Source organism: Undibacterium sp. GW821-FHT07F11 (assembly GCF_059418665.1).
On sequence record NZ_JBWKQH010000003.1, the window covers coordinates 150781 to 169020 of the forward strand.

General features: G+C 47.5%; 15 protein-coding genes. 12 read left to right on the forward strand and 3 right to left on the reverse strand.

All coding sequences use genetic code 11. The features are described 5' to 3' along the window. Position 1: 1 nt before the first annotated feature. From ligA to def, 3 genes are all read left to right on the forward strand, one after another. The gene (ligA, locus tag AC07OI_RS08100; protein ID WP_495256855.1) at positions 2 to 2056 is read left to right on the forward strand and encodes an NAD-dependent DNA ligase LigA; all 2055 of its coding nucleotides are present in this window, start codon (positions 2 to 4) and stop codon (positions 2054 to 2056) included. A 1-nt stretch (position 2057) separates the two neighbouring features. Continuing rightward, positions 2058 to 2933 carry a UTP--glucose-1-phosphate uridylyltransferase GalU gene (gene galU, locus AC07OI_RS08105; protein WP_495256856.1) on the forward strand — a complete coding sequence of 292 codons (876 nt, stop codon included), beginning with the start codon at positions 2058 to 2060 and terminating at the stop codon, positions 2931 to 2933. 83 nt (positions 2934 to 3016) lie between these two features. Then, positions 3017 to 3550: a peptide deformylase gene (gene def, locus AC07OI_RS08110; protein WP_495256857.1), complete on the forward strand. Its 534-nt coding sequence runs from the start codon at positions 3017 to 3019 to the stop codon at positions 3548 to 3550. Between the two features lie 69 nt (positions 3551 to 3619). On the opposite strand, the gene AC07OI_RS08115 is transcribed toward def, so the two are convergent. From AC07OI_RS08115 to map, 3 genes are all read right to left on the reverse strand, one after another. Further along, positions 3620 to 4366 (reverse strand): pseudouridine synthase, encoded by a 747-nt coding sequence (locus AC07OI_RS08115; RefSeq protein ID WP_492704318.1) that lies wholly within the window; start codon positions 4364 to 4366, stop codon positions 3620 to 3622. An 88-nt stretch (positions 4367 to 4454) separates the two neighbouring features. Next, positions 4455 to 7007, reverse strand: coding sequence for a [protein-PII] uridylyltransferase (locus tag AC07OI_RS08120; RefSeq protein ID WP_495256858.1), 2553 nt, complete (start codon positions 7005 to 7007; stop codon positions 4455 to 4457). A 12-nt stretch (positions 7008 to 7019) separates the two neighbouring features. Continuing rightward, a complete protein-coding gene (gene map / locus AC07OI_RS08125; protein WP_492704320.1) occupies positions 7020 to 7829 on the reverse strand; it encodes a type I methionyl aminopeptidase in 810 nt (269 codons plus the stop codon). A 414-nt stretch (positions 7830 to 8243) separates the two neighbouring features. On the opposite strand from map, the gene rpsB reads away from it, so the two are divergent. The 9 genes from rpsB to bamA all read left to right on the forward strand — a co-directional run bounded on the left by rpsB (position 8244) and on the right by bamA (position 18227). Then, entirely contained in the window at positions 8244 to 8990 is a 747-nt protein-coding gene (rpsB, locus tag AC07OI_RS08130; protein ID WP_110253518.1) for a 30S ribosomal protein S2, read from the forward strand. A 136-nt stretch (positions 8991 to 9126) separates the two neighbouring features. Next, positions 9127 to 10008, forward strand: coding sequence for a translation elongation factor Ts (tsf, locus tag AC07OI_RS08135; RefSeq protein ID WP_492704321.1), 882 nt, complete (start codon positions 9127 to 9129; stop codon positions 10006 to 10008). Between the two features lie 245 nt (positions 10009 to 10253). Further along, positions 10254 to 10970, forward strand: a complete 717-nt coding sequence (gene pyrH / locus AC07OI_RS08140; RefSeq protein ID WP_162041352.1) for a UMP kinase — start codon at positions 10254 to 10256, stop codon at positions 10968 to 10970. An 85-nt stretch (positions 10971 to 11055) separates the two neighbouring features. Next, positions 11056 to 11616 (forward strand): ribosome recycling factor, encoded by a 561-nt coding sequence (frr, locus tag AC07OI_RS08145; RefSeq protein ID WP_110253515.1) that lies wholly within the window; start codon positions 11056 to 11058, stop codon positions 11614 to 11616. Between the two features lie 35 nt (positions 11617 to 11651). Continuing rightward, the gene (gene uppS / locus AC07OI_RS08150) at positions 11652 to 12431 is read left to right on the forward strand and encodes an undecaprenyl pyrophosphate synthase (RefSeq protein WP_495256859.1); all 780 of its coding nucleotides are present in this window, start codon (positions 11652 to 11654) and stop codon (positions 12429 to 12431) included. Beyond that, the gene (locus AC07OI_RS08155) at positions 12431 to 13249 is read left to right on the forward strand and encodes a phosphatidate cytidylyltransferase (RefSeq protein WP_492704323.1); all 819 of its coding nucleotides are present in this window, start codon (positions 12431 to 12433) and stop codon (positions 13247 to 13249) included. Before uppS ends, AC07OI_RS08155 begins: the two co-directional genes overlap by 1 nt. A 5-nt stretch (positions 13250 to 13254) precedes the next feature. Continuing rightward, a complete protein-coding gene (gene ispC, locus AC07OI_RS08160; RefSeq protein ID WP_495256860.1) occupies positions 13255 to 14439 on the forward strand; it encodes a 1-deoxy-D-xylulose-5-phosphate reductoisomerase in 1185 nt (394 codons plus the stop codon). Next, positions 14436 to 15809 (forward strand): RIP metalloprotease RseP, encoded by a 1374-nt coding sequence (gene rseP, locus AC07OI_RS08165; protein ID WP_495256861.1) that lies wholly within the window; start codon positions 14436 to 14438, stop codon positions 15807 to 15809. Before ispC ends, rseP begins: the two co-directional genes overlap by 4 nt. Positions 15810 to 15878: 69 nt before the next feature. Continuing rightward, positions 15879 to 18227, forward strand: coding sequence for an outer membrane protein assembly factor BamA (gene bamA, locus AC07OI_RS08170; protein WP_492704326.1), 2349 nt, complete (start codon positions 15879 to 15881; stop codon positions 18225 to 18227). The last annotated feature ends 13 nt before the right edge of the window (positions 18228 to 18240 follow it).

Genomic DNA, 18240 nt, shown 5'->3' on the forward strand with positions numbered 1-18240 from the left:
TATGTTGAATTTTTTACCTAGCAACGAGAGCGTCTCAAATTCAGTTGATCCCAGTTCTCGCGCAAAGTATCTTCGAACTGAATTAAATCGTCACGGGTATGCTTACTACGTATTAGATAATCCTATCATTCCAGATTTTGAGTATGACAAACTCTTTGATGAGTTGCAAAAAATAGAGTTTGAATACCCTGATTTAAGAACTCTTGACTCACCTACACGTCGGGTTGGTGGGGTGCCTTTGGCAGCATTTTCACAAGTAAAACACTCCATTCCAATGCTGTCTTTGGGAAAGGCTCAAACTGATGACCAGCTTAAAAATTGGGTAAAAAACATTCAAAAAGAGCTGGGGGATGTATCGACATTTCAATTCGCGGCAGATTTGAAATTTGATGGGTTAGCAGTGAATTTACGTTACGAAGATGGAATACTAGTACAAGCATCGACTAGAGGAGACGGTGAAATTGGGGAAGATGTAACGGAGAATATTAGAACGATCAGAACCATACCGCTTCAATTGGAGCATTTTTTCCCCCCGAAAGTATTAGAAGTTAGGGGGGAGGTCGTAATGTTTAAGGCAGATTTTGAGAGATTGAATCAAAAACAACGCGATTCGCAATCAAAAGAATTTGTAAACCCACGCAATGCTGCCGCTGGAAGTTTGCGTCAGTTAGACTCAAAAATTACTGCTCAACGGAATCTGAAATTTTTTGCATACGGCGTAGGACTATTAGAGGATGAGTACGCGCCAAAAACGCACGATGAACTACTGAAATGGTATCAAGAAATGCGCATACCAGTATGCAATTCTAGAAAAATTGTAAATGGTGCTTTGGCTTTATTGAATTTCTACAAAGAAATTGAGTTGAAAAGAGATAGTCTTGACTTCGAAATTGATGGATTAGTTTATAAATTAAATGATTTTTCCTTGCAACACCAACTTGGCTTTAGAGATCGAGAGCCAAGGTTTGCTATTGCTCATAAATTCCCTGCCGAAATTATAGAGACAACGATATTGGATATAGAGGTGCAGGTCGGTAGAACAGGTGCGATCACACCTGTGGCCAGGCTGGCCCCTGTCTTTGTTGGTGGTGTGACTGTAACCAACGCCACCTTACACAATGAAGAGGAGATACAGCGCAAGGATATACGTATAGGCGACACGGTTTCTGTACGCCGCGCAGGTGATGTCATACCTGAGGTCGTTGCCAGCATATTGGAAAAACGTCCGGCAGATTCGCGCCAGTTTGTCATGCCGGTGGAGTGTCCGATTTGTGGCTCGCCCATACAAAAGCCGGAAGATGAAGCGATTGCCCGTTGCAGCGGTGGCTGGATAAAATGTACTGCACAACGCAAGGGTGGCTTGTCGCACTTTGCTTCACGTAAGGCAATGAATATTGATGGTGTAGGAGAGCAGCTCATTGATCAGTTGGTCGACAAGAATGTCGTTACAACTGCTGCAGATTTGTATAAGCTTGGTCTGCGCGCGTTGGTTGAGCTGGACCGCATGGCAGAGAAATCTGCGCAAAATGTATTGAGTGCGCTGGAAACATCGAAGCTGACCAGTTTCCCGCGTTTTATCTATGCGCTGGGGATACGCCATGTTGGTGAATCTACGGCAAAAGATCTCGCTGCACATTTTGGTAATACGGATGCATTAATGAAAGCGACGGAAGAGCAGTTGCTGGAAGTATCGGATGTCGGTCCTGTGGTTGCCAAATCGATACTCCGCTTTTTTTCTGATCCGCTTAATGTGGAGTTGGTGGAGCAATTGCTGGCGTCCGGCATACATTGGCCTGAGATAGAAGTCCAGGAAAAAGGTGAGCAGGTATTGGCTGGCAAGACGCTGGTATTGACAGGTACGTTGCCTACACTGAGTCGTGATCAGGCGACAGAGATCATAGAAAAAGCGGGCGGCAAGGTTTCAGGCTCAGTATCAAAAAAAACCAGTTATCTGGTTGCTGGCGATGATGCGGGAAGCAAGCTGGTAAAAGCGCAAGAATTGGGTTTAACTATATTGACAGAAGCAGAATTGCTTCAACTTTGTTCCAGGAGCTGAAATGAGAAAAATTAAAAAAGCCGTATTTCCCGTGGCTGGTTTGGGTAGTCGCTTCTTGCCTGCGACGAAAGCGCAACCAAAAGAGATGCTGCCCATTGTAGATAAGCCTTTGATCCAATACGCGGTTGAAGAAGCGGTTGAGGCTGGCATTACAGAGATGGTATTTATCACGGGTAGAAACAAGCGGGCGATCGAAGATCATTTCGATAAGGCTTATGAACTGGAAAGCGAACTGGAAGCAGCGGGCAAAGAAGCCTTGCTGGATCTGGTCAGGAACGTTATTCCCAAGAACATCAACTGCATTTATATCCGCCAGACAGCAGCTCTGGGTTTGGGCCATGCGGTATTGTGCGCGCGTCCAGTAATTGGCGACGATCCTTTTGCGGTCTTGCTGGCGGATGATTTGATGGATGCGGATGTTGGTCAACCTTCTGTCATGGCGCAGATGGCGCGTCAGTATGAAGCAGAAGGTGGCAGCATTATTGCTGTACAAAACGTGCCGCGTGAATTTACCCGTCAATACGGTATCGTCAGTGGTACACCTTACACTGATAGCCTGGAAAGAGTGCAGGGTATAGTAGAAAAGCCTATGCCTGACGTTGCCCCGTCGACTCTGGCGGTAGTTGGCCGCTATATTTTGTCTGGTCGCATTTTCTCTTATCTGGAAACTCTGGGTAAAGGCTCTGGTGGTGAGATTCAATTGACTGACGGCATTGCGGCCATGCTGAAGGACTTTCCTGTCTATGCCTTCCGTCCCAATGCAACGCGTTATGACTGCGGCTCCAAACTGGGTTATCTGAAGGCCAGTGTTGCCCTGGGTTTGAAGCATAAAGAAACCAGCGCAGAGTTCTCTGAATATCTGCAGTCCCTGAAATAAGTAATACTAAAATACGGCCAGACAGAATCTGGCCGTATTTATATGAAAATCATTTATTACATTCATTAAACATCTGGTGCACCATGATTCATCCTATCCTGAAAATGGGCGATGCCCGACTATTAAGAGTTGCTGAGCAAGTCACTGCGTTTGATACGCCAGAATTGCATGAGCTCATCAAGGATATGTTCGAGACCATGATTGCTGCCAATGGCGCTGGTTTGGCAGCGCCGCAAATTGGTGTGAATTTACAACTGGTGATTTTTGGTTTCAAAAATAATCCACGTTACCCTGATGCACCTGTTGTGCCTGAGACAGTGCTCATCAATCCTGTACTGACACCCTTGTCTGAAGAGACTGATGACGCATGGGAAGGCTGTTTGTCTGTGCCAGGCATGCGAGGCCTGGTGCCGCGCTGGAGTGCTCTGCGGTATGAAGGCTTTGATCAGTTCGGCACACGAATTTCACGTGACGTAGATGGCTTCCATGCCCGCGTCGTGCAACATGAGTGCGATCATCTGAATGGCATTTTGTATCCCATGCGCATACGCGATCTGACACAATTTGGTTTTACTGAAGTCTTGTTCCCGGAACTTGACCCTAACGACGACGATTGAGTTATTGATTTCAAAACAAAAGGGGCAAGAATGTTGGTTCTTGCCCCTTTTGTTTTTTTAAGATGTAAATTAGAACTGCTCGTCTTCACGCAGATAGCGCCACTGACCTTCTGGCAATTTACCTAGTTTGATCTTACCTATGCGTACACGTTTCAGACCTATGACTTTCAAGCCTACCATTTCACACATGCGCCTGATCTGGCGCTTCTTGCCTTCGCGCAGGATGAAATTCAACTGGTCTTCATTCTGCCAGGTGACTTTGGCGGGTAGCAGTTTCTTGCCGTCCAGTGACAGGCCATGATTCAGGCGCCGCAGATCTGCATCTGGCAAACGCCCAGGTTTACCGTATTGCACCCGTACCAGATATTCCTTTTCCACCACCGTGGTTTCGCCTATCAAATGCTTGGCGATACGACCATCCTGGGTCAATACCAGCAAACCGACTGAATCGATATCCAGGCGGCCAGCCGGTACCAGACTACGCAATTGAGTAGGGTGGAACTGGGTATCGACTTCATCTTCTGTCCAGCGGTTTTCTGGCTTGATCAGGGCGATTGCTGGCGTGTAGCCATCTTCAGCCTGACCGCTGACATAGCCTACCGGTTTGTTGATAAGGACAGTGACGCGTTTCGATTGCTCGGCGGCAGCCTGCCTTTCCACTGTTACTTTTTGATGGGGTAGTACTTTGCTACCCAGTTCCGAGATGACTTTGCCGTCAACTCTGACCCAGCCGCGCGCTATCCATTCATCGGCCTCACGGCGGGAGCAAAGGCCAAGTTCGGACATGCGTTTGGAGAGTCGTACAAGTTCAGTCATGATGCTTTTAGAGTAGGCTTGCCTGGGGCTTGTTGCGAATCAGGCAAGGGTTTTGATTATTCGGTTGCGGTACTGCGTTCGATAGAGCTTAAATTCTTAGGGCATCCAGCAAGTCAGTTTCAAACTGTATCTGGCTGCGGGCACCTTGCAGGGCCTGGCCATCAACAATGAAAACGTCTTCCACTCTTTCTCCCAGAGTCATGATTTTGGCTGTATGTAAATTGATTTTATACTTGGTCAGTATATTTGCCACCGCATACAACAAGCCATTTCTGTCATTGGCAGAGATGGACAGTAAATAATACTGACCACGATCATCTGGCCGTAAATCCACCGTAGGCACGATAGGGAAGGTGCGCGACATCCGTGACAAACGTCCACGGTTTGGTGGTGACAATGGTGTCTGACGAGTCAGAATTTCTGTCAGTTCGTGCTCTATCAAATTAATGATGTCACGGTAATTATTGGCAAAAGCAGGTTCTATCACCAGAAAAGTATCGAGAGCGTAACCATTTTTGCTGGTGTGAATTTTTGCATCGAGAATGCCAAAATTCTTGCCGTCAAAATAATTACAGATGCGTGCAAACAAGTCGGGCTGATCTTTGACGTAGACTGTAATCTGCAAACCTTCACCTATGGGCGATAGCCGGCATTTCACCACTGGTATCTGGCTATCTATGCGGTCATGCAAGGCACGTGTTTGCCAGGCGATATCAGATGCGTCATGGCGCAGAAAGTATGCGACATCAAGTTGCTGCCAGAATTTTTCATGCGCATCAGGTGCCAGACCATACAGGCGCAAGGCTTTCAGCGCTTCTTCCTGACGATTCTTTAACTCCCTGTCCTTGCTTGGTGTTTCGCCACCCAGCACGCGTAAGGTCATGCGGTATAAGTCTTCCAGCAGCTTGCCTTTCCAGGCATTCCAGACTTTGGGGCTGGTGCCACGAATATCAGATACTGTCAGCAAATACAGGGCCGTCAAATGACGTTCGTCCTTGACCAGATTGGCGAAATTTTGCACTACATCAGGATCAGATAAATCCTGTTTTTGTGCCACATGCGACATGGTCAGGTGTTTTTCTACCAAAAAGATAATCAATTCGGTATTGACCTTGCTCAGGCCATGGTCGTAGCAGAATTTCTTGGCATCTGCCATGCCCAGCAGTGAATGGTCGCCACCGCGCCCCTTGGCGATATCGTGAAATAAAGCTGCGATATACAAAACCCAGGGTTGATTAAAATTCGCCATCAACTGGCTGCAAAATGAGTATTCATGCGCATGCTCGGGCATGGTGAAGCGGCGCAGGTTGCGCACGACCATGAGGATGTGCTGATCTACTGTGTAGGCATGAAACAGATCATGTTGCATCTGTCCTATGATGCGACGGAAATTCGGCAGGTAGCGACCCAGTATGCTCATTTGATTCATGCGGCGCAACGCATGGGTGATCCCTTGCGGCGATTGCAGAATTTGCAGAAATAGAGAGCGATTGAAGATGTCATGGCGAAATTCAGCATCAATCAACAGCCGCGCATGCCAGAGGGCACGCAACGTCCTGGCCGTCATGCCTTTGAGTTCGGTGTGTCTGGCCATGACTAGAAAAACTTCCAGTATGGTCGATGGATTTGCTTCAAAGGTATCATCTCTGGCGATATCGATGAAGCCGTTCACCTCATTGAAATGCTCATTGATGGGCCGTGGTACCGAGGGCTGTGGAAATAATACTGCTTCAATATTTTGTAGCAATATAGTATTGAGTTGCGTAACAGCCTTGGCAGCCCAGTAATAGCGTTGCATCAGGTATTCGCTGGCACGTCTGGATTCTGTAGTCTTGAATCCAAAGGTTTCTGCTATCGGTGTCTGTACATCAAAAATGAGGCGATCTTCACGGCGGCCTGCATGGATATGCAGTCGTATGCGTATGTCTTTAAAAGCACGCTCATTGCGTTTTAACTGACGGGCTTCGACATCTGTTATCAGGCCACGCTCAGCCAGTTCACGCCATGAGTTACCCAGATTAGCAGCTTTAGCCACCCAGAGTATGACTTGCAAATCCCTGAGCCCGCCCGGGCTTTCTTTGCAATTAGGTTCCAGACTATAGGGCGTGTCTTCATATTTGACGTGGCGCTGTTGCAGCTCCAGGAGCTTTTCCTGGAAAAATTTTTGCGGCTGCATGGCTTCCGCATATTGCTGCTGCATTTCCTTGAACAATTTGCGGCTACCTGTTACCAGACGTGCTTCCAGCAGGCTGGTTTGTACGGTGATGTCGGCAGCGGATTCTTGCAGGCATTCATCTATTGTGCGTATGCTGTGACCAATATCCAGACCGATGTCCCAGAAGAGTTGCACCAGTTTTTCCAATTTTTCACGCAAGACAGCATCCGGCCTTTGCTGTAACAAAATCAGCACATCAACGTCGGAATAGGGGAATAATTCGCCACGACCATAACCGCCAACAGCGACCAGTGCCGCTTCTTTCGGAAATTCAAAATGACGCCAGATTTTGCTGAGTTGCTGATCGACATTGCGGCACAAATCATGTAGCAATTGTTCTGCCTTATGATTTTCCTTGAACGCATTAATGACGATCAGTTGCGCTGATTTCAATTCTTCCTTGAAAGAGAGTGCCGGTGTCTGCATGTGACCAGGGTCTTAAGCGAGTTTGATGAAATCCGGGATAGGCGGGTAGCCTGCCGACAATGTCAGCACTTCATAACCGGTTTCCGTTACCAGGACAGTATGCTCCCACTGGGCCGACAGGCTGCGGTCCTTGGTTTTGATGGTCCAGCCGTCAGGCATTTCCTTGATATCACGGCGGCCAGCGTTAACCATGGGTTCTACCGTGAAAATCATCCCAGGCAACAGCTTCTCCATAGTGCCAGGTTTACCGTAATGCATAACTTGTGGTGCTTCATGGAAAATTTTGCCTATGCCATGGCCGCAAAATTCACGAACGATGCTGTAGCCTGCACGTTCAGCGTGCTGCTGAATAACATGGCCTATGTCGCCAAGATGCGCGCCAGGTTTGATTTTATCGATACCCAACCACATGCATTCATAAGTAATCGCATTCAGGCGTTTGGATAGTATGGACGGTTCACCCAGCAAGAACATACGGCTGGTGTCACCATGGTAACCATTTTTGATGACGGTAATATCCAGATTGACTGAGTCGCCATCTTTCAAGACCTTGTCTCCAGGTATGCCGTGGCAAATAACATCATTCACTGATGTGCAAATGGCTTTTGGATAAGGCGTGTAACCCGGTGGGCAATAATTCAATGGAGCAGGGATGGTGCCTTGCACATTAGTCATGAATTCATGACACAAACGGTCAAGTTCACCAGTCGTTATACCAATTTTGACAAAAGGCGTGATGTAATCGAGGACTTCCGAGGCCAATTTACCGGCAATGCGCATGCCGGCGATATCTTCCGGCGTCTTTATAGTGATAGCTTCCATACGTTTTCTTGTCGTTTGCCAAGACTTGCATAGCGAATACATGACATGGCCCGACATTTTTGCCTGGCGGCCAGGTTCGCTTACCAGCTAAAGTCTTGATCTGAGTAAAATTGCGAAAGTGTTGCAGAACCGGAATTATAGTCTATGAAAGGCCGTACCGTATTGCCCTGACAGCGCTCCTGCACTGACTTCTTAATCTCAGCACTTGAGGAAAATACTGTTTTCATAGTAGAATAGATGGTTAGCTTGTAGATGTATAGAAATGCGGTACTTGCTAATTTATATTTTATCAATCGAATCCGGTCGAAAAGGGTGTCTTGCAGCGCTTGGTTTTGATAGTTATTAAGGTAGCTATTGCAACTATTAAGCCGCTCAGATCACTGGCTGGATTCAAGACCTAACCCTGGAGTTATTATGTCTGTAACAATGCGTGAAATGCTGGAAGCTGGTGTGCACTTTGGTCACCAAACCCGTTTTTGGAATCCAAAAATGGCACCGTACATCTTCGGCCATCGCAACAAGATTCATATCGTCAACTTGGAAAAAACCCTGGCAATGTACCAGGACGCGATGAAGTACATCCGTCAATTGTCTTCCAATCGCGGCACAGTGTTGATGGTTGGCACTAAGCGTCAATCCCGTGACATCATCGCAGCAGAAGCACAACGTGCTGGCATGCCTTTCGTTGATCAGCGCTGGTTGGGTGGTATGTTGACTAACTTCAAAACAGTCAAAACATCTATCAAGCGCCTGAAAGACATGGAAGCTTCCATCGAAGACGGCTCCGTTGAGAAACTGTCCAAAAAAGAAGCTCTGATGTTCCAGCGCGAAATGATCAAGCTGCAAAAATCCATCGGTGGTATCAAGGATATGGGCGGCGTTCCTGATGCAATTTTCGTGGTTGACGTTGGTTACCACAAAGGTGCAATCACTGAAGCTGCGAAACTGGGTATCCCGGTTATCGGCGTGGTTGATACTAACCACTCCCCAGAAGGTGTTGCATACATCATCCCTGGTAATGATGACTCCTCCAAAGCAATCGCTTTGTATGCTCGCGGTGTTGCCGACTCCATCCTGGAAGGCCGTGCAAACGCAGTGAACGAAGTTTTGGAAGCTGTTAAGCCAGGTTCTGATGAGTTTGTAGAAGTAGAGCAAGCTTAATAGCCTGTTCTGGCACATGGTTTCAAGCTGCTGTGGCGGCTTGAAACAAAAAATGGGGCAACAGTCGTTCGCCCTTTTTTTTAAACAAAATTTGATATCGGTGTTTCTTTAAACACCATTGAACTAGGAGAATGACATGGCGGCGATTACAGCAGCTTTGGTAGGTGCACTGCGCGCAAAAACAGATGCGCCAATGATGGAATGCAAAAAAGCGCTGACAGAAGCAGAAGGCGATATGGACCGTGCGGAAGAAATTCTGCGTGTAAAACTGGGTAGCAAAGCTTCCAAAGCATCTTCCCGTATTACTGCAGAAGGTGTTGTCGCATCTCACATCGCTGGCAATGTTGGTTCCCTGATCGAAGTTAACTGCGAAACAGACTTCGTGACCAAGAATGATGATTTCCTGGCGCTGGCAAATACTTGTGCAAAATTGATCGCTGAGCATAACCCTGCTGACATCGCAGCTTTGGGTGCGTTGCCACTGGACGGCAAAACAGTTGAAGAAGTGCGCGCAGCACTGGTTGGTAAAATCGGCGAAAACATGTCTTTCCGTCGCTTTGTCCGTTTTGATACAACGGCTAAACTGGTTTCTTACCTGCACGGTACACGTATCGGTGTGGTTGTTGAATTTGACGGTGCGGATGAGCAAGTTGGTAAAGACGTAGCGATGCATATCGCTGCGATGAAACCAGTATCCCTGTCTTCTGATCAGGTTCCTGCTGAGTTGATCGAAAAAGAGCGCTCTGTAGCAGCTTTGAAAGCAGCAGAATCTGGCAAGCCAGCAGATATCGCTGAAAAAATGGTTGAAGGTTCCGTACAGAAATTCCTGAAAGAAGTTTCCTTGCTGAATCAAACATTCGTTAAGAACGACAAGCAAACAGTTGAGCAGATGTTGAAATCTGTTAATACAACTGTCAAGGCATTCACCATGTTCGTCGTTGGTGAAGGCATTGAGAAGAAGCAAGATGACTTCGCCGCAGAAGTGGCCGCGCAAGTGGCCGCAGCAAAACAAGCGTAATTGGCGAAATAAAAAAACGGGCCGAAAGGCCCGTTTTTTTAAATCCAGCGATTGTAAGTATTTGTGTCTGAGCATCAAATTTGTGTATTCAGGTGTAAATATGAGCGGATGGTGCTCCATTTGCTTTGTGTATTGCCTGACCGGGCTAGTTTACAAATCAAATGGTCATTGAGGTGCCTTATCCAGGCTGCTTCATCCAGTATGCATTTTTTAAAACTATTTAAACTACCAGAAGGAGTCCTATCATGACAAAACCTGCTTACAAGCGTGTGCTCTTGAAGCTCTCTGGCGAAGCCCTGATGGGCGATGATCCGTTTGGCATTAACCGTGCGACGATAGAGCGCATGGTGGCCGATGTGGCCGAAGTATCAAGAATGGGTGTAGAGCTGGCCATCGTTATCGGTGGCGGTAACATCTTCCGTGGCGTGGCACCTGGAGCGCAAGGCATGGACAGGGCTACTGCTGACTATATGGGTATGCTGGCCACGGTCATGAATGCTTTGGCATTATCGGATGCGATGCGTCAGGTCGGTTTGACTTCACGTGTCATGTCAGCAATCGCCATTGACCAGGTCGTTGAGCCTTATGTGCGTCCTAAAGCCTTGCAATATCTGGAAGAGGGTAAAGTCATTGTATTTGCTGCAGGTACCGGTAATCCCTTTTTTACTACCGACACAGCCGCTGCTTTGCGCGGTTCTGAAATTGGCGCTGAAATCGTCCTGAAAGCGACCAAGGTTGATGGCGTTTATACCGCTGATCCTAAAAAAGATGCCACAGCGACACGTTATACAACGATTTCTTTTGATGAGGCCATTGCTCGTCACCTGCAAGTCATGGATGCAACTGCCTTTGCTCTTTGCCGCGACCAGAAACTGCCTATCAAGGTATTTTCCATAATTAAACCAGGTGCATTGAAGAATGTCATCCTGGGGGCAGACGAAGGCACCTTAGTGCACGTATAATCCTGCACTTTGGATTGTTTCATATTAATTCGGCAAGGAGCGCGGCAAGACCCGTCGCTCGTGCCCAGATGTACAGGAGAGCGCTATGAGCGTAGCAGATATTAAAAAAAGTTCTGACCAGCGTATGCAAAAGTCTATCGAGACTTTAAAGGCAGATTTGTCTAAAGTACGTACTGGCCGTGCCCACACCGGCATTCTGGATCATGTCCAGGTTGATTATTACGGTACACCTACCCACATCACCCAGGTTGCCAACGTTACTTTGATCGATGCCCGCACGATTGGCGTGCAGCCTTGGGAAAAGAAGATGTTGAACGCTATTGAAAAAGCCATCCGTGATGCTGATCTGGGTTTGAACCCGTCATCTCAGGGTGAGTTGATTCGTGTGCCAACTCCGCCGCTGACAGAAGAGCGCCGCAAGGAAATGGTCAAACTGGTCAAGACTGAAGGCGAGAGCGCCAAGATCGCGATACGCAACATCCGTCGTGATTCTAATGAGTCGCTGAAAAAGTTACTGAAAGAAAAAGAATGCTCGGAAGATGATGAGCGTCGTGCCCAAGATGACATCCAGAAATTGACAGACAAGTTTGTTGCCGAAGTGGACAAGCTCCTGGCTGACAAAGAAAAAGAAGTGTTGACAGTATAAGTCGTCGCCCGCGTATCAACACATTCTGGATTTACATGACCCATACAAGTTCCACCAAGGAAATTCCGGCAGTTGGCGCAATTCCTAAACATATCGCAATTATCATGGACGGCAACGGGCGCTGGGCAACTAAGCGTTTTTTGCCGCGTGTCGCCGGGCATGTAAAGGGCGTTGAGGCGGTCAGGGGCATCGTTGAAGCCTGTGCCCGCCGCGGTATTTCTTACCTGACCTTTTTCGCATTCAGCTCAGAAAACTGGCGTCGCCCTGCCGAAGAGGTGTCATTATTAATGCGTTTGTTTGTGACCGCTCTTGAAAAAGAAGTGGCGAAAATGCACGCTAATAATATACGTCTGAAAGTGGTTGGCGACCTCACGCGCTTTGACCCGCAACTGCAAAGCATGATAGCTGCTGCAGAGCAAAAAACTGCCAGTAATCAAGGCTTGACCGTGACCATTTGCGCCAATTACGGCGGGCGCTGGGACATCATGCAGGCCATGAACCGTTTGCAAAAAGAGCGTGTGGCAGCAGGGCAGGCTGATCAGGAAATGACAGAAGACCAGCTTGCCGCTTATCTGTCTATGGCCTATGCGCCTGAACCGGATTTGTTTATCCGTACCGGCGGCGAGACACGCATTTCCAATTTCCTGCTCTGGCAACTGGCGTATAGTGAGTTGTATTTTACAGATACGTTCTGGCCTGATTTTGACGCGGCTGCTCTGGACTTGTCCATTTCATCTTATCAAAACCGCGAACGTCGCTTTGGACGGACCAGTGCGCAAGTAACCGAACAATCTGCCCAGCAAGAAAGCAAGTAATGCTTAAAACCCGTGTTCTGACTGCTCTGGTTCTGTTGGCCATTTTGCTACCAGTACTGTATTCGGCCAATTTCTATGCATTTTCTGTAATGGCTGTCGCTTTTTTTGCTGCTGCGATGTGGGAATGTCAGCGATTATTCAAAAAACCCGGTCCCATCATCATGGCTGCGTTGTGGGTAGGCTTGCTGGTGTATTGCTTATTCCATCTGGCAGATTTCTCGCATCCCTTACTGTTTGCGTTAAGTACGGCATTCTGGGCTTTCAGACTGGTTCCCACGCTGGCCAGAGGTTTGCCAGAGACTCATAATTTTTCCAGCGGCATGCTGAGCACTTTATATGGTATCAGTATTTTTGCCTGCTTCGTCGCGATTGCTGTTTTCTTCCAGCGTTCACCGATGTATTTGTTCTCTGTCATGGCAATCGTCTGGATTGCCGATATCGGCGCCTATTTTTCTGGTAAAGCTTTTGGCAAGCGCAAACTGGCCCCGACAATTTCTCCCGGTAAATCGTGGGAGGGCGCTATCGGTGGCTGGATATGCGTATTGATACTGGCCGCGGCGACCAGCTTTATTCCCGCGCTGGAAAATACTTTTACTGCGCAATTGCTTGCCAGAAAAGGCTGGCTCATCTTTGTTTGTGCCATGACTTTGATTACTGCCGCCAGCGTAGTGGGTGATTTGTTTGAATCTTCATTAAAGCGTCGCGTTGGCATGAAAGACAGTAGCAACCTGTTGCCTGGCCATGGCGGTGTACTTGACAGGATAGATGCATTGATACCTGTGCTTCCTCTGGCAGCCTTAGTGGACTTGTGGCGATAAAATAAATGCAAAAAAAACAGCAATTATGCATATTGGGGTCTACGGGCTCAGTAGGCGTATCGACACTGGATGTCGTCGCGCGTCATTCTGATCGCTACAGTGTTTTTGCACTGACTGCACATACCCAGGTAGCAAAACTGGCTGAGCAATGTGCACAGTTTTTGCCTCAGGTTGCAGTAGTTGGTACAGCGCAGGCTGCTGACGGACTGGCAATTCTATTAAAAGAAAAACATTTACCTCAAATCCAGATACTGTTTGGCCCTGAAGCCTTGTGTGCCGTTGCCAGCGCCAGCGAGTGTGACAGCGTGATGGCCGCTATTGTAGGTGCGGCTGGCTTGCCCGCTTCTCTGGCTGCAGCAAAAGCGGGCAAGAAGGTATTGCTGGCGAATAAAGAAGCACTCGTCATGTCTGGCCAGTTATTCATCGATGCCATTAAAGACAGCGGCGCTGCCCTGTTGCCCATCGATAGTGAACACAATGCCATTTTCCAGTGTCTGCCTGGCAATTACAATCGTCAACCAGGGCAGCATGGCATACACAAGATATTGCTGACCGCCTCTGGTGGGCCATTCTTGAACAGAGACGTGAATACCCTGGACGATGTGACGCCTGAACAAGCCGTAGCGCACCCTAACTGGGTCATGGGGCGAAAAATCTCTGTCGATTCAGCAACGATGATGAATAAGGGCTTGGAGGTCATCGAGGCACACTGGTTGTTTGCAACGCCAGCAGAGCAGATAGAAGTAGTCATCCATCCGCAAAGCGTGATTCATTCCATGGTGTCTTATACTGATGGCTCTGTGATCGCACAAATGGGTAACCCGGACATGCGCATACCTATCGCCTATGGCATGGCTTATCCAGAACGCATAGCTTCTGGAGTTGCACCGCTAGACCTGCTGAAAGTCGCCAGTCTGAATTTCATCAAACCAGATTTCCAGCGCTTCCCTTGTCTGCAATTAGCTTATGATGCCTTGAAAGAAGGCAAGTCTGCTGCAACTATATTGAACGCAAGTAATGAAATCGCTGTCCAAGCGTTTTTGGATAAGAAAATAGGCTTCCGCATGATCAATCAGGTCATAGAGCATACACTGAGCAAGGTGGTGGCAACAGAGGCGCCAGACCTGGAAAGTATACTTGCCTGTGATGCAGAGGCGCGTCGTGTTGCTGAGGCTATGATCGCCTTATGACCTGGCTGCAAAACGCACTGGCCTTCCTTGTGACCTTGGGCATACTGGTCACTATCCATGAATTTGGGCACTATATCGTCGCACGCTGGTGTGGCGTCAAGGTTTTGCGCTTTTCTCTGGGTATGGGGAAAATCATTTACTCAAAACGCCTGGGTAAAGATCAAACGGAATGGGCAATCTCCATATTGCCGCTGGGTGGTTATGTCAAAATGCTGGATGTCCGTGAAATGGGCGCTGACAATATTGATCCTGCCGAGTTGTCCCGTGAATTTTGTCATCAATCGGTCTGGAAGCGTATCGCCATCGTTGCTGCGGGCCCGATAGCCAATTTTTTATTGGCCATCTTTCTTTATACGGTTTTGTTTGTACATGGCGTGCCTGAGCCTGTTGCCAAAGCGCGTGTTGGCTCCGAGTCTTCTATTGCCTACAAGGCGGGTCTGCGTCACGGCGACTTGATTACGGCCTTTAATGGTGAGCAGATACAAAGCTGGTCTGAATTTCGCTGGAAAATGATGCAGGCTGGTGTCAATAATCGTAATCCGGTATTGGAAGTGCAGCGTGCTCATTCCGGGCAAGGCAGTGACAATACGCCACTTTCCATAGAAATTCCTCTTCAACAACTATCCTCCAGAGAAGCCGATGCAGATATTTTGCTGCATCTTGGCTTGAATCTTGCTGGTAGTGCTGAGGTTGTGCTGGAGGATTTTTTGCCGGATAGCCCTGCAATGCGGGCAGGCTTGCAGGTTGGTGACCGCATTCTGGAAATTGGACAAAAACCTTTGCTTGATGTCATAGATTTCCGGCAAATCGTCAACGCCAATCCCGATAAACCGTTGAAGCTATTGGCTCAACGGAAGGGGAAGAAATTTGAGGTGGAAGTCACCCCTGTAAGCCAGGAAACTAATGGGCAAACAGTAGGGCTGATGAAAGTAAAACTGCAGCCTGTCACATATGAAATGACGATAGTGCAGGCAAACCCGCTGCAAGCACTCATTAAGTCAGTTGAAAAAACCTGGGACACCAGCATCTTCAGCCTGAAAATGATGGGGAAAATGTTAACGGGCAGTGTTTCTTTGAAGCATATAACCGGACCTTTGACTATCGCTGACTATGCCGGGCAAACATCCAGAACTGGCTTGATTACCTACCTCAGTTTCATTGCGGTAATCAGTATTAGTCTTGGCGTGATGAATTTACTACCAATACCGGTTTTAGATGGGGGGCATTTGTTGTATTATTCGCTGGAAGTTTTAACGGGGAAACCTTTGCAAGACCGTTACGTCGAAATGGGGCAGCGCGCCGGAGTTTTTTTGCTATTGACGATGATGGCAATAGCTTTTTTTAATGACATTGCCCGACTAGTGCCATAATAGCTGGCTTGATGGCAGAAACTCATTTCAGATAGCAATATTGAGAGTATTGAAAGAAATTTATACCCAATGAAATTACATATAGAGCAGTTCACTTTAGCCCATTTTCGTCGTCATGCTTTATCTTTGGCTGCACTGGCACTTTGCACCGGAAACGCACTCGCGATTGAGCCCTTCACCGTCAAGGATATACGTGTAGAAGGCTTGCAACGGACAGAAGCTGGTACTGTATTTAGTTATTTGCCAGTAAAAGTCGGCGAACAATTTGATGACGCAAAAAGTACCACTGCGATCAAATCCCTGTATGCAACGGGTTTCTTCAAGGATGTTCAGATAGAAGTACAAGACGGTGTCTTGATCGTCTTGCTGGAAGAACGTCCTACTATTGCCGGTGTAGAATTCACCGGTACTAAAGAATTTGAAAAAGATGCACTCGTCAAAGCCTTGAAAGACATAGGCGTCGGTGAATCACGTATTTTCGATAAGGCAACAGTTGACCGTGCCGAACAAGAACTCAAGCGCCAATACCTGTCCAAGGGCTTGTATGGCATGCAAATCACAACCACCATCACGCCGATAGAACGTAATCGTGTGAACGTCACTTTTGCCGTGGATGAAGGTGATGTGGCAAAGATTGCTCAAATCAATATTATTGGCAATAAAGATTTTTCTGACGGTGAAATCCGTGATTTGCTGACCTTGACGACACCTGGCTGGTTTACCTGGTACACCAAGGCTGATCAATATTCCAAGCAAAAACTGTCTGGCGATATCGAGACTTTGCGTTCGTTCTATCAAAACCGTGGTTATCTGGAAATGCAGATTTTGTCCACCCAGATTTCCATTACACCAGATAAAAAAGATATCTACATCACCATCAATATTGATGAGGGCGATAAATATACTGTCTCCGATATCAAGCTTGAAGGTGACACCATGGGCAGGGAAGAGGAGCTAGCCTCTTTGCTGTTGCTCAAAAAAGGCAATGTCTATAATGCAGCTCGTCTGACGGAAAGCACCAAGCGCATTTCTGAACGCATGGGTAATTTCGGTTATGCCTTTGCTAACGTGAATGCAAATCCTACCCTGAATAAAGAAAAGAAAGAAGTTGCATTTACCATCTTTGTTGACCCAGGTAAGCGCGTTTATGTGCGCCGTATCAATCTGGCTGGTAATACCCGCACCCGTGATGAAGTTATCCGCCGTGAATTCCGCCAGTTTGAAAGCTCCTGGTATGACGGTGAAAAAATCAAGACTTCACGCGACCGTGTAGAGCGCCTTGGTTACTTTAAAGATGTCACGATAGAAACGCCTGAAGTACCTACCAGTGTTGATCAAGTTGACGTCAACCTGACTGTGACTGAAAAACCTACCGGTAACCTGATGTTTGGTGCTGGTTATTCCAGTGCAGAAAGACTGACGCTGACAGGTTCGATCCAGCAAGCCAATGCCTTTGGCAGTGGTGACACGATAGGTTTGGATATCAACACTAGTCGTCAGAATCGTACGATTGCTCTTTCTCACACTGATCCATACTTCACGGATGATGGCGTGAGCCGCAATGTGGAAGCGTATATTCGTACCACGCGTCCGATTATTGGTAGTATTGGTGACTATAAAATCCAGACTACTGGTGGTGCTTTGCGTTTTGGTGTGCCATTCTCTGAAGTTGATACCGTGTTCTTTGGTCTTGGCTTTGAGCGCACCAAGGTTGAAACTTACTACGGCAGTCCATATCGTTACCTGAAATATGTTGCTGATTATGGCACTGGCTCCAAAGATACGACGGCGATAGACTATGGTATTGGTGAGGCAGTAACCAATTCTTTCCCATTGACCGCAGCCTGGCAAAGGGATAGCCGTGATAGCGTATTGACGCCGACGATAGGTCGTTATCAACGTGCCAACCTCGAATTGGCGGCTGTAGGCAGCTTTAAATATTATCGTGCGATTTATAATGCACAATTATTCCAGCCCGTTTATCGCTCCATCGTTCTGGCTTTGAACGGTGAAATTGACTACGGTCATGGCCTTGGTGGCAAGCCTTATCCACTGTTTAAGAACTTTTATGCTGGCGGTATAGGCTCGGTACGTGGCTATGAGCCATCTTCTTTGGGAACCAAAGATCCAAATGGCGATGCTTTGGGTGGTGCAACCCGCTTGCTGGCTAATGTAGAATTGCAGATTCCTTTCCCAGGGGCTGATAAGTCTTTGCGCTGGTTCACTTTTGTGGATGGCGGCAATGTATTTGATGAAGGTCAAAAAATCCGGGCGAAAGACTTACGCTTTTCTGCCGGTATCGGTATAAGCTGGATATCACCAGTTGGCCCATTGAAGCTCAGCTTTGGTAAAGCCTTGAATGCCAAGGCAGACGATAAGAAACAAACCTTCCAGTTCCAGATGGGAACAGGGTTCTAATTTCTTATGTTTG

Coding starts and splice junctions, on each gene's coding strand:
- rpsB (WP_110253518.1), top strand. CDS start 8,244: ATGTCTGTAACAATGCGTGAAATGCTGGAAGCTGGTGTGCACTTTGGT.
- ligA (WP_495256855.1), top strand. CDS start 2: ATGTTGAATTTTTTACCTAGCAACGAGAGCGTCTCAAATTCAGTTGAT.
- ispC (WP_495256860.1), top strand. CDS start 13,255: ATGCAAAAAAAACAGCAATTATGCATATTGGGGTCTACGGGCTCAGTA.
- def (WP_495256857.1), top strand. CDS start 3,017: ATGATTCATCCTATCCTGAAAATGGGCGATGCCCGACTATTAAGAGTT.
- map (WP_492704320.1), bottom strand. CDS start 7,829: ATGGAAGCTATCACTATAAAGACGCCGGAAGATATCGCCGGCATGCGC.
- AC07OI_RS08115 (WP_492704318.1), bottom strand. CDS start 4,366: ATGACTGAACTTGTACGACTCTCCAAACGCATGTCCGAACTTGGCCTT.
- AC07OI_RS08155 (WP_492704323.1), top strand. CDS start 12,431: ATGCTTAAAACCCGTGTTCTGACTGCTCTGGTTCTGTTGGCCATTTTG.
- uppS (WP_495256859.1), top strand. CDS start 11,652: ATGACCCATACAAGTTCCACCAAGGAAATTCCGGCAGTTGGCGCAATT.
- bamA (WP_492704326.1), top strand. CDS start 15,879: ATGAAATTACATATAGAGCAGTTCACTTTAGCCCATTTTCGTCGTCAT.
- frr (WP_110253515.1), top strand. CDS start 11,056: ATGAGCGTAGCAGATATTAAAAAAAGTTCTGACCAGCGTATGCAAAAG.
- rseP (WP_495256861.1), top strand. CDS start 14,436: ATGACCTGGCTGCAAAACGCACTGGCCTTCCTTGTGACCTTGGGCATA.
- tsf (WP_492704321.1), top strand. CDS start 9,127: ATGGCGGCGATTACAGCAGCTTTGGTAGGTGCACTGCGCGCAAAAACA.
- galU (WP_495256856.1), top strand. CDS start 2,058: ATGAGAAAAATTAAAAAAGCCGTATTTCCCGTGGCTGGTTTGGGTAGT.
- pyrH (WP_162041352.1), top strand. CDS start 10,254: ATGACAAAACCTGCTTACAAGCGTGTGCTCTTGAAGCTCTCTGGCGAA.
- AC07OI_RS08120 (WP_495256858.1), bottom strand. CDS start 7,007: ATGCAGACACCGGCACTCTCTTTCAAGGAAGAATTGAAATCAGCGCAA.